The sequence below is a fragment of the Parabacteroides sp. ZJ-118 genome (assembly GCF_011038785.1).
In the GTDB taxonomy this organism is placed as follows: Bacteria; Bacteroidota; Bacteroidia; order Bacteroidales; family Tannerellaceae; genus Parabacteroides.
Genome location: NZ_JAAKDT010000001.1, coordinates 176,828 through 188,968 on the forward strand (window position 1 = coordinate 176,828; position 12,141 = coordinate 188,968).

Genomic DNA, 12,141 nt, shown 5'->3' on the forward strand with positions numbered 1-12,141 from the left:
AGTGACTTAGCCTCCCTATTCCAGCCGGATACCGCCGGCTCTCACGGTTCGCCGAGCGACTCGATGATGGCCCGCACCATGGCAGGCGAATAGACTCGCTCGCCCTCGTGGTAGCCCAGCGATCGGAGTCGATCGGGCAGGCCGGGATAGAGCGCGATCCAGTGTTGCAACTTGCGGTGGGCCGATCGGGGATGCAGGTCGGGCAGGTAGACCTCGGCCAGCTCCATCCGCCCGTAAGCTCGTATCTTGAATGTCGTTTCCATAGCCTAAAGGTAGTGATTTTCCGGCAAATATCCATCTTTTTTCAGAAAAAAAAGTCACCCGAAATCACCCGAAGTCACCCAAAGCGACAAAGCCCCCCGACCCTCGTCGTACCTTTGCGTCAACATCAAAAAACAACCATTATGATCCGTTACAAGAAGTATCAAAACAAGAACGAGAAGAACACGGCAGCCTACAACAAGTGGTATGCCCGTGCCGTATGCGAGGAGACAGTAGACATCGCCGCCTTGGCCGAGCACATGTCTACCCACAACACCCCCTACTCCACCGGCGCCATCCACGGCATGCTGAAGGACATGGTGAACTGTATCAAGGAGCTGCTGATGGACGGCAAGAACGTGAAGATAGACGACCTGGGCATCTTCAGCGTGGGCATCCGCTCGAAGGGGGCCGCCACTCCGGAGGAGTTCTCCACGCAGGGCAACATCACCGGCGTACGCCTCCGCGCCCGCGCCACGGGCAACCTCTCCAGCAGCTCGCTCAAGCTGGCGGCCAAGCTCCGCGAGTACACCGAGTACTCGAACGGGGAGGCGCTACCGGGCGGCGACGAAGACGCGCCCGAGACTCCGGACGATGTCTAAGGGCCCGCGAATGGAGCATTGAAAAAACAGCGAATTGAAAATTAAGCGACATGGAGATTTCTACTTTTCTACGCGAATACGCCCCGCTGGCCCGGGAGGCCGGCCGGGCGTTCCGGATCCATCCGGTGGTGATCCTGGCCCAGGCGGCCCTCGAGAGCGGTTGGGGCGAGAGTACGCTCAGCCGGGAGTATCACAACTTTTTCGGCATCACGGCCTACGGCCCGCCCAACGCGTGGTGGACCGGCCGGTGGACGGAGCTGTCGTCCCGCTCGCTGCGTTTCCGGGTCTACCCCGATGATACGTGCTCGTTCATGGACTACTGCCGCCTGCTTCGCTCGGCCTATCCCCGGGCGGCCGACATGAGCGCCAACCCTGCGGCCTTCGCCAAGGAGATCGCCTACAGCCCCTACATCAGCGAGGTGAACGGCGACAACCGGGAGGCTTATCGCAAGCTGATCGTCCAGCTTTGCCGGAAAATCAGCGAGCGACTATCAATCGTCAACCCAAAGGGCGGTCAGATGCCGCCTCTGTCATCAACTGTCAACAAAAATGAAATACCTTGAACTCATCATCCGTTGCCTCACGGCGCTCCTCCGGGTCATCTTCCCGAAGCATCCCCCTGTTCCCGAAACGACAGACGCTACCGGCGCTGCTCCTGCTCCTGTTAGCCCTCCTCTCCCTCCTCATGCGGGAGACGGAGGTGACGCTGGCGGCGATCGGCGCCTCGCTGACGCTTTTCCGCCACCGCGATTCCCTGCCGCCCCGCCGCCCCCCGGGGCGGACTGGCTGGGCATCTCCGGCTACACCCTCCTGATAGCGGGATGCGCCGGGTGCCTCCTGAAGTACTGGGGTTGAGCGGTCCTCATACAAAGCGGGGGTGTACCCAATCGCCCCGATTGGATACACCCTTCTTTTTTTTAAGTCCGCCCCGCGGGAAATTACTTCCAAGGACCGGGCTGCACCAGATACGGATTACCGTTCTCGTCGTTACCCATGGTCGAGATCTGCTGATCCGGAATCGGGAACATGGTCTTAGCCGCCGGCAAATAAGAGGCCGTGGAGAATTTAGCCAAGTAGCCCTTCTCGAAGTCCACATAGTCCTTGAGCGTCGCGGCCATATAATCGCCTCCCCAACGTTGCAAATCAAACCAACGCTGACCTTCCATCGCCAACTCCAGCTTACGTTCCATGCGAACGGCCTTGATACAGGTGCTCTTGTCTGAGAAGGCCGCGTGAGAAGCGGGGTATTCGGCGATCTTGTAATGAGCCGCCGGCTTGCCATCTTTCTTGATGATATTCACGTCCAAACCCGCGCGGGCACGGATCTTGTTCACCTGAGACATCGCCTCCGCCAACTGGCCATCGTTGGCCAGACACTCCGCGTACATCAAGATGCAATCGCGCAAGCTCAAATATTGCAGATTCATCGCGGAACCCGGAGCCCAGCCTCCGCTGATTCCTCCGCTGGCCAAGCCCGCGTCTTCTTCCGCCTTTGAGTATACATGTTTCTTCGGCAGATAGATACCACCGTTCGCGGCGTCGCGTACCCATCCATTCTTAGGCTCGCCCCAATCCTTGTAGGGGATACCGAAACGTCCGATAGCGAAATCCAGGCGAGGATCCACCGCGATCTCCTCGTTATTCAAGGCAATGGGATCCTCCGGGTTCGTACTGCTGTTGCGATAGGAAACCGGGTCGCCCGCGCGATACGAGTTATCCAACAAGGGCAGGCCGTTCGCGTCGACCTTGAAAGAGTTGGCCAACTCGCTGGAGGGCTGATAGAATCCGCAACAGCCTCCGGGATTGCCGGATCCGCCATGCGGATAGCACAGAGACATCCCTGAATTGCCGTTGTCGTTCGCGTCTACGGAGAACTGTATCGCGAAGATCGATTCTTTACCGTTGTCCCTGAACGAATCAAAGTTCGCGTTCATATCATTCTCCAGGCCGTAGGCCAATCCATTCGAAGTCTTGCCGTTCTCGATCACCTCTTTCAAAATAGGTTTCGCGGAAGCCATATCCCCTTTTTGCATCAGGATTTTCGCCTTCAAGGCTTTCGCCGCCCAGACATTGACACGGCCCACCATATCCTGGGTCTCCGGGAGTTTCGAGATCGCGTCGTCTATATCCGCGAGCACATTCTGATAAATGTCCTTGTCGTTATGCACCAACGGGTTGTTTTCCTCGATGGTCTCATCCACCCACGGGATCAGGGGGCCAAACACCTTGATACCCTCGAAATAGAACAGGGCGCGGAGAAATTTCAACTCGCCGACGCGGGTGTTCTTTACGTTCTCGGGCATATCCGTGACGTCCGGAATGATCTGCAATGTGTTATTCACACGCTTCGCTCCTTTATACACCCATTCCCATTTCTCATTCAGGTATCCGTTGGAAGGAAGCATATTGTACATTTCCAACGTGTTCAAGATGGACTGGTCGTTGCTGTCGGATCCTTTGTTGGCATCGCCGCCGTACATTCCACCGAATGTCCAGTTGAAAACGGAAGCTCCCCAGCCATTCTCCGTCAAGTTCGCGTAAGCGTTCGTCACCAGCAAGTCCACACCATTCGCATTTGTCAATGCCTCTTTATCAATCGCGCCTTGCGGAGCCTTATACAGGAAGTCTTCTCCGCAAGCCCCTAAAGTCAATAAAGACGCGCAAGCCAATAAAGCTATATATTTTTGTCTCATAATTCTATGTTTTATTCTAGTTTTCATACGTCTCACTTTTTATCAGAAAGCGAAATTCACTCCAAACAACAATCTCAGCGTAGTCGGCCAACCACCCATATCGATACCGCGTCTCAAGTCCGCTCCATTGCCCTCGCCTACATCCGCGTTCGTAAACTCCGGATCCAAACCGCTATATCCGCTAATCGTCAACAGGTTCTCCGCCTGTATATACACGCGCAGATTAGAGATAGTGGCTTTTTGCAACAAAGCTTTCGGGAAGGTATAGCCCAATACCACGTTCTTCAATCGCAAGAACGAGCCGTCCTCTACGTAGTAGGAGCTGGGAACCGCGCCACTCCAAGAGTCCTTCGAGTCAAGGATCGGCAATATCGCCTTCGAGTTATCCGCGCCCGGCCTCCACGACAAATCTCTCATACGAGTAGAACGGTTTCCGCCGAACAACGGGAAATCCGTAAAGTACTTCGTGTTATTGAATATGTCATTTCCGATCGTGGAATACCAGAACATCGTGAAGTCCCAGTTCTTCCAGGTAAGGGAGGCGTTCAAGCTCAAGATCAAGTCCGGATGAGGGCTGCCGATGAACGTACGGTCCTCGCCGTTCACTTTACCATCGTTGTTGCGATCCTCGAACTTGAACTTACCGACCATCTGCTCCGGCTTCAACTCTTCCTTGCTGCTTATACCGTAAGGCAGCGGTGAGTTCTTGACATCCTCGGCAGATTCGTAGAAACCGATTATATTGTAGCCGAAGAAGGAGGATATCGGTTGTCCTTTCGTCGTGCGGGTGACATGTTCGCCCTCAAAACGAGCGCCGGCCTTGCCGATAAAGAAATCGTCCGTATCGGACAGCTTCAAGACCTCATTCTTGTAGGCGGAAGCATTCAGGCCGATATCCCATCCCCAATCGCCTTTGGAATCTCTGTAATTGAACGTCAGGTCCCAACCGGTATTCTTCATGTCGCCATAATTCAGATAGGGCTTGCCGATCTCGCTACTTGCCAATCCTGAATAGGCCGCCTCGATCAACATATCCGAGGTCTTCTTGTAGTACCACTCAAAGCCTAATCCGAACTTTCCATTCAGGAAACTGGCATCAAGGCCGACATTCGTCATCTCCGTGGCCTCCCATTTCGTATCCTCGTTACCATATTTGCTCAGACGGAATCCGACCATCGAACCGGAGTTGGAGGCGCCCAGGTCATAGTTCGTGATTGTCGGGTTCGTAGCGTACTCAAACGCGTAGTTCGTCTTACGGCTCATCTCGGAGTTACCGGTTTGTCCATATCCCACACGCAACTTCAGGTCGTCCAACCAATCCTTGGTGTCTTTCATGAACGACTCCTGCGAGATACGCCATCCCAAAGATACGGAGGGGAACACACCGTAACGATTCGCCTCGGAGAAACGCGACACGCCATCACGGCGCACGATACCCGTAACCAAGTATTTGTCAGCGAAAGAATAATCCACACGCGCGAACATTCCGAACAGGGCGAACTCTCCATTGTATGCCGACTCAGCCCTACGACGCGCGTCGTTCTCTCCCATATTCAACACCCATGTATTCGTGTTGTCTTCCATCAGGTAGCCGAAACGCTGCCCCGTCATGCTGCGTCCTATACCGTCGCGGATGGCCTCTGTACCCAACAGGACATTCAACTTATGCACGTCGTTGAAGACCGCGTTGTACGTCAACGTATTCGTCCAGACCCAACGGAAATTGAAGCCGGATGCCTCCTCCAGGTTATTGGTTCCGGGGCTCTCGGAGAACTCCAGGTTTTTCTTGCTCATACGATACGAATAATTGTTCGTATAGTCCAGACCGAAGTTCGTGCGGAATGTCAAGCCTTTGTATAAATCGGCCTCAGCCCACAAGTTACCGAAGACACGGCTGTTGGTCCAATAATTGTCCCTGTTCCTTTCTTGACGCGCCACGGGATTCTCGAAGTTACCGGTACCTGTTATCTTTGAGCCCGCGTAGTTGCCTCGTTCATCGCGTACGGGAACCCAAGGAGAGGCTCTGTACGTCCAGGAATACGCACTCGACTCCGCGGCGGAAGCCTGCAAGCCATTGTCCTTGGAAAACGCGTAGGTCATATTCTCTCCCGCACGTAACCAGGGGCGAATGTTGAACGTTGTATTCGCGCGTACTTGATACCGCTGGTAGTACGAATCTATAACCGTACCGTCTTGCTTGAAATAGTTCGCGCTTACGTTGTAGGTTCCCTTCTCCGTACCTCCGGACAAGCCGACCTGATGGTTTTGCATCAAAGCCGTACGATCGATGGCGTCCCACCAATCCGTATCCGAGAAAGGTACGATCTGGTTGTCGGGGAAGCTGTAATCATCCATGCTGATATTCTGGCTGCCTTGCGCTCCGTTTGTTGTCAGATAATTCGGGATGGTTGGCTTCGGCCCCTTTCCGAACTGGGGATGTTCGGGGACCTCATCTACGCCGCGGATCGTATAAGAGTTCTGCTGCGACTCCCATTCCAATGCCAAACGATCCGCGGAGTTCAGCACGTCGTACTTCTTTGTCGTTTTTTGCATACCGATGTAACCGTCGTAGGTAACTTTCGGCTGTCCGGATTTAGTTCCTTTCTTCGTCGTTATCAAGATAACGCCATTGGCCGCCTGCGCGCCATAGATAGCCGCGGCAGAGGCATCCTTCAATACCTGCATGCTCTCGATGTCGTTCGGGTTCAAGCTACTCATGTTCTGATTACGAGTAGAGACACCATCGATCACGTACAAGGGGCCATTGTCATTCACTGAGTTAATGCCTCGGATACGGACCATCGTGGCCGAACCCGGTGAACCGGATTGCCCCACATACACACCGGCTGCCTTACCCTGCAATTGCTGAGCCGCGGAAGATCCCGAAGAGGCCAGCAGCTCTTTCGTATCGACTACCGCCACGGATCCGGTGATGTCCTTCTTCTGCTGCGTGCCATAACCTACCACTACGACCTCGTCAAGGTTCTGGGTATCTTCTTTCAAGGTAACATTCACCACGCTACCCGAAGCGGGAATTTGCTGAGAGACATAACCAATGTAGGAAACGACTAAAATGGAGTTGGGCTCCACTTCCAAGGAATACTTACCGTCGAGGTCGGTAATCGTACCGTTTGTAGTACCTTTCACTACAACATTCACACCCAAAAGGGGCTCACCCTTCGCGTCAGTCACCGTACCGGTAACTTTCTTTGCCTGCTGGGTAATGGACACTTGCGCATTAGATGCGTGGATGGTCGGAGTTACACCCGCGCCGATCATAAGGAAACAAAGTGCCAAGCCCAGCCTGCCTTTAACAGAAGCTAACTTTTTGTTCATCATAACACAAAAATAGGTTAACATTAAACATTCGTACCCACTCTTCGGATACCCGGGGCAAATGTAACGTATTATTTTTAAAAAACAACGGTATGCCGCTTTTTTTTACAAAACAAAAGAGGATGCCCCTGCATGGACATCCTCTTCCGGCTGATTTATTATAAGGTGTATCCGTCTGTATCAAGCTTGCTCCAACTGCAACGTCTTGGTCGGCTGGTCGCAAACCTCCGTCGGGCCGAAGTACTGGATCGGGCCGGGGTATACGTAGCTGGTCGTCAAGGCCCACTCGTCGCGGTTGGCGGCGAATGCCTTGAAAGGAGCGCCGTCAAGCTTGACCAATGCCTTCTGGATAACCGGCTTCATCTCGCCATGACGTTTTTCCATGTTCATCATCATCGTAACAGGAATACCGCCGGCGATCCATTGATCCGCGGGAGCGGTCGTGTTACGTACGGACGACATATAACCGGTCTTGCCGGCGGCGATCAGGCAGGATGCCGTGTAACCCAAGGAGTAGCAGTAGTCCGCGTCGTAGTTGGACGGGGCGGCGCAACGGCCCTCGTAACCGAAGAAGTGGTGCTGGGCGGCGAACTTGCCCGCGTACTTGCCGGCGGCTTTCCACTCGGCCAGCTTCTTGCCCACCATCTCGGACAACAGCTTCTCGGTCTCGATCAAAGAGACCTGTACGTTTCCGTGCGGGTCGCGGTCCAAAGACAACTGACGCGCTACGCCCTCCGGAAGCGAGGCGTACAGATCGGAGTTCTCCTTCGTCAGCTTGCTGATGATATAGGCGCGCTGCTCGCTCTTCTTGATCATCTTGAACTCGGCGTCGTGCTTGGCCAGGAAGTCGTTCAACTCGGCGATCAGGCGTTTCATGGCGGGGACGAACTCGATCAAGCCCTCCGGGATCAATACCGTACCGAAGTTGTGACCCTCGGCGGCGCGCTTGGCTACGATACCGGCCACGTAGGTGACGATATCGTCCAAAGACATGTTCTTCTCCTCGACCTCCTCGGAGATGATACAGACGTTCGGTTGCGTCTGCAAGGCGCACTCCAAGGCGATATGGGAGGCGGAGCGACCCATCAACTTGATGAAGTGCCAGTATTTCTGGGCGGAGTTGCAATCGCGCTGGATGTTGCCGATTACCTCGGAGTAGACCTTGCAGGCCGTGTCGAAACCGAAGGAGGTCTCGATCTGGGCGTTCTTCAAGTCGCCGTCGATCGTCTTCGGGCAACCGATCACCTGTACGCCGGCGCCGATCGCCTTGTAATACTCGGCCAATACGCAGGCGTTCGTGTTGGAATCGTCACCGCCGATGATAACCAAGGCCTTGATGTCGAGTGCTTTCAAGATCTGAAGGCCTTTGTCGAATTGCTCTTTCGTCTCTAATTTCGTACGGCCGGAACCGATCATGTCGAAGCCGCCCGTGTTACGGTACTCGTCGATAATATCGGCTGTCAGTTCCATGTATTTATGATCGATCAAACCGCCCGGGCCCAAGATGAATCCATACAGACGAGAATCGGCATGGTGGGCCTTGATACCGTCGAACAGACCGGCGATCACGTTGTGACCACCGGGGGCCTGACCACCGGAAAGGATCACACCTACGTTCATGGCGGGCATAGCCTTCGCCTCGTTACTCTTCTCGAACGTAACGATCGGCATTCCGTAGGTGTTCGGGAACAATTTCTTGATTTCTTCCTGATCGGCTACTGATTGTGTATACTCGCCGTCAACGGCTTTCACTGCACCTTTCAACGCAGCGGGTACCTTCGGTTGGTAAGCTGCTCTCGCGATTTGTAATGCACTCTTTGTCATTTCTCAGTTGATTTATTTAGAAATTATTTGATACGTACTCAAAAGCGGTGCAAATATACGGAAAAAAATCCGGAAGAGAGAACTACATGCTTCCGCGTTTCATTTTTTATTCGTAGCTTTGCGAAGTTTATATCTCATATACATTACTTAATACACACTGCGAAATGAAAAAGTATCTTACGCTTGCCGCATCAGCTCTGCTCCTGGCCGCGTGCGGCGAAAAACCGGGTTACGAGATCAACGGTACCGTGGCGGACAGCGGCCTGAACGGGAAATATGTCTACCTGTATGAATATGGCGTACAAGGCGCCGCCCCGATGGACAGCGCGTTGGTGCAGAACAATGCTTTCACGTTCAAGGGAACGCAAGACGCCCCTGCCCTGCGCAAGCTGGCCTTCGCCGAGGATGTCGTGAAGCCCAAGCGCGCCGCTTCCGGCGAGAACGCCCCCTTCACGAGCATATTCGTATTGGAGAACGGCAACTTGCAGGCTACGCTTGACGAGACCGCTTCCGCCGTTTCCGGGACACCGGAGAATGACGGCTTGAAAGCCCTGCAAGCACACATGAGGACGCTGCGCGCGGATCTGGAGAAGCTTTCCGCCGACATGAAATCGGAGGACAAGGAGGTCGCGAGCGCCGCCGAGAAGCAATATGACGAGATCGACCAAAAGGTGACCAATGCCGTCAGGACTTACATACTGGATCATACGACCCAGCTGTCTGCCGCCAAGCTGTTATACGATTTCCGTTATAGCCTGGACGAGGCTTCCCAGCACGAGATCATCGCCAAGGCGGACTCCGTCTTCAAGGCCGCCCCGAACATCGATAAGCTCATGGCTCACCTGGAGGTGCTGACAACCGTGGCCGTAGGCAAGAAGTTCACGGACTTCGAGATGGCCGACCCGGACGGCAAGACGCGCAAGCTGTCCGAGTTCGTAGGCAATGGCAAGGACATCGTGTTGATCGACTTTTGGGCGAGCTGGTGCTCTCCCTGCCGCCGGGATATGCCGAATTTGGTGGCCGCCTACAAGAAGTACAAGCACAAAGGTTTCGAGATCGTCGGCATCTCCTTGGACAACAAGGCCGACGCGTGGAAGAAGGGCATAAAGGACCTGCATATCACATGGGCGCAACTCTCCGACTTGCAAGGCTGGAAGAACGCGGGCGCTCAACGCTATGGGGTGAATAGCATCCCTCACACCGTATTGGTGGATAAGGACGGGACGATCATCGCCAAGAACCTGCGTGGCGAGGGGCTCGAGGCCAAGCTTCAAGAGCTGTTTGGAAACTAAAGACAAGACGGCAGCCCCGCCCCGATCCCGCGAGACCGGGCGGAGCCTAAAACCTTCCCCGCCTCTTGCGGGGCTGGATTAAAAAATTTATCTTCGCGTGATCTCTAAGGAGAGCGATGTTACGATACAATTGGCATAAAGTTTTATTACACTTTAATATAATAAATTAGCGATTATGATTTATTCACATGAAGTTCAACACATGTGTGTTGTAAAGAAGGGAGCTAACCACCAGTGCGCTCCGATTCCTGAAGAGGGAAAGTGGGTTAGAGCAACCCAGATCACGGACATCTCTGGTTTGACTCACGGTATCGGTTGGTGCGCGCCGAAACAAGGTGGATGTAAGCTGACATTAAACGTTAAGGAGGGAATCATCCAAGAGGCTCTTGTAGAGACAATCGGCTGTTCCGGTATGACTCACTCAGCGGCCATGGCTTCCGAGATCCTTCCGGGTAAGACCCTTTTGGAGGCATTGAACACAGACCTTGTTTGTGACGCTATCAACACCGCTATGCGCGAGTTGTTCTTGCAGATCGTTTACGGTCGTACGCAGTCCGCTTTCTCGGAGGGAGGCCTGCCTGTAGGCGCCGGCTTGGAGGACCTGGGCAAAGGTTTGCGCAGCCAAGTAGGTACGATGTTCGGTACGTTGGCCAAAGGCCCCCGCTACCTGGAGATGGCCGAGGGATATTGCACACGCATGGCATTAGACGCGGATGACGAAGTAATCGGTTATGAATTCATCCACCTGGGTAAATTCATGGATATGGTAAAGAAAGGTATGGACGCTAACGAGGCGCTGGAAAAGGCGAAAGGCTCTTACGGTCGTTTCAAAGAAGCTGTAAAATATATCGATCCTCGTAATGAATAAGAAGGCATTTACACACGTCCTCATCGGGCTGAGCGTTATCACGGGCGCGGCTACGCTTATCGCGTATTTCGCGATAAAGCCGGAGAAACCGTGGTTGGCGCTTTACGTGGCTTGTTGCGGCGGTGTATTGGTTTTCAACTTTCTGATATCTTTATTCCTAGTAAATAAGAATTTTAAAAAGTAAAAAATAGTATGGCTTTATTTGAAAGTTATGACCGTCGTATTGATCATATCAACGCGGTATTAAACGAATATGGTATCAATGGCATCGAAGACGCGAAGGCTATCTGCGACGCTAAGGGTATCGACCCTTATACGATGTGTAAGGAGACGCAACCGATTTGTTTCGAGAACGCTTGCTGGGCTTACGTGGTAGGCGCCGCTATCGCGATCAAGAAAGGTTGCGCGAACGCTGCCGAGGCTGCCGAGGCTATCGGTATCGGGTTGCAGGCATTCTGTATCGCGGGTTCTGTGGCTGACGACCGTAAGGTAGGTATCGGACACGGCAACTTGGCCGCCCGTTTGCTTCGCGAGGAGACGAAGTGTTTCGCTTTCTTGGCCGGCCACGAGTCTTTCGCCGCGGCTGAGGGCGCTATCAAGATCGCCGAGATGGCAAACAAGGTGCGTAAAGAGCCGTTGCGCGTTATCTTGAACGGCTTGGGCAAGGATGCCGCCAAGATCATCTCTCGCATCAACGGCTTCACGTATGTACAGACGCAGTTCGACTATATGACGGGCGAGGTGAACGTGATCGAGGAGAAAGCATATTCCAACGGTCTTCGCGCGAAGGTGAAGTGCTACGGCGCTGACGATGTGCGCGAGGGTGTGGCGATCATGCGCATGGAAGGGGTCGACGTTTCTATCACGGGTAACTCTACGAACCCGACTCGTTTCCAACACCCGGTAGCCGGTACGTATAAGAAAGAATGTATGGAGAACGGTCATCCGTATTTCTCCGTGGCTTCCGGTGGCGGTACGGGCCGTACGTTGCACCCGGACAACATGGCCGCGGGTCCTGCCTCTTACGGCATGACGGACACGATGGGCCGTATGCACGGCGACGCTCAGTTCGCCGGTTCTTCTTCCGTTCCCGCTCACGTGGAGATGATGGGCTTCCTGGGTATGGGTAACAACCCGATGGTAGGTGCTACGGTTGCCGTAGCGGTCGCTATCGAGGAGGCGATGAAGAAGTAATCTTCTGCCGGACAACTGATGAATTGTTTATAGAGAGACTCCTGTAACCGTAAGGGTTGCAGGGGTCTTTA

10 protein-coding genes are annotated in these 12,141 nt (G+C 53.9%); 6 read left to right on the forward strand and 4 right to left on the reverse strand.

Annotation, left to right across the window (positions count from 1 at the left end; translation table 11 throughout):
• Positions 1-41: 41 nt before the first annotated feature.
• A complete protein-coding gene (locus G7Y39_RS00740; RefSeq protein WP_165154083.1) occupies positions 42-263 on the reverse strand; it encodes a DUF4248 domain-containing protein in 222 nt (73 codons plus the stop codon).
• A gap of 141 nt (positions 264-404) precedes the next feature.
• Between G7Y39_RS00740 and G7Y39_RS00745 the strand changes: the two genes are divergently transcribed.
• Together G7Y39_RS00745 and G7Y39_RS00750 are read left to right on the forward strand one after the other, a co-directional pair.
• The gene (locus G7Y39_RS00745; RefSeq protein WP_165154143.1) at positions 405-863 is read left to right on the forward strand and encodes a DNA-binding protein; all 459 of its coding nucleotides are present in this window, start codon (positions 405-407) and stop codon (positions 861-863) included.
• A 50-nt stretch (positions 864-913) separates the two neighbouring features.
• Entirely contained in the window at positions 914-1,426 is a 513-nt protein-coding gene (locus G7Y39_RS00750; RefSeq protein WP_165154084.1) for a glucosaminidase domain-containing protein, read from the forward strand.
• 375 nt (positions 1,427-1,801) lie between these two features.
• On the opposite strand, the gene G7Y39_RS00760 is transcribed toward G7Y39_RS00750, so the two are convergent.
• The 3 genes from G7Y39_RS00760 to G7Y39_RS00770 form a co-directional block, all read right to left on the reverse strand.
• A complete protein-coding gene (locus G7Y39_RS00760; RefSeq protein ID WP_165154085.1) occupies positions 1,802-3,556 on the reverse strand; it encodes a RagB/SusD family nutrient uptake outer membrane protein in 1,755 nt (584 codons plus the stop codon).
• 42 nt (positions 3,557-3,598) lie between these two features.
• Positions 3,599-6,895, reverse strand: coding sequence for a TonB-dependent receptor (locus tag G7Y39_RS00765; protein ID WP_165154087.1), 3,297 nt, complete (start codon positions 6,893-6,895; stop codon positions 3,599-3,601).
• A gap of 177 nt (positions 6,896-7,072) precedes the next feature.
• Complete coding sequence (locus G7Y39_RS00770) at positions 7,073-8,716, reverse strand: diphosphate--fructose-6-phosphate 1-phosphotransferase (RefSeq protein ID WP_165154088.1); 1,644 nt, start codon at positions 8,714-8,716, stop codon at positions 7,073-7,075.
• A gap of 164 nt (positions 8,717-8,880) precedes the next feature.
• Here G7Y39_RS00770 and G7Y39_RS00775 point away from each other — a divergent pair, with 164 nt between their 5' ends.
• The 4 genes from G7Y39_RS00775 to G7Y39_RS00790 all read left to right on the forward strand — a co-directional run bounded on the left by G7Y39_RS00775 (position 8,881) and on the right by G7Y39_RS00790 (position 12,070).
• Complete coding sequence (locus tag G7Y39_RS00775) at positions 8,881-10,008, forward strand: TlpA disulfide reductase family protein (protein WP_165154089.1); 1,128 nt, start codon at positions 8,881-8,883, stop codon at positions 10,006-10,008.
• Positions 10,009-10,183: 175 nt separating this feature from the next.
• Positions 10,184-10,876, forward strand: a complete 693-nt coding sequence (locus G7Y39_RS00780) for an iron-sulfur cluster assembly scaffold protein (RefSeq protein ID WP_005855907.1) — start codon at positions 10,184-10,186, stop codon at positions 10,874-10,876.
• Positions 10,869-11,060 (forward strand): hypothetical protein, encoded by a 192-nt coding sequence (locus tag G7Y39_RS00785; protein WP_165154091.1) that lies wholly within the window; start codon positions 10,869-10,871, stop codon positions 11,058-11,060. The genes G7Y39_RS00780 and G7Y39_RS00785 overlap by 8 nt, the downstream gene beginning before the upstream one ends.
• Before the next feature lie 8 nt (positions 11,061-11,068).
• On the forward strand, positions 11,069-12,070 hold the full coding sequence (locus tag G7Y39_RS00790; protein ID WP_165154092.1) for a GGGtGRT protein: 1,002 nt from the start codon (positions 11,069-11,071) through the stop codon (positions 12,068-12,070).
• The last annotated feature ends 71 nt before the right edge of the window (positions 12,071-12,141 follow it).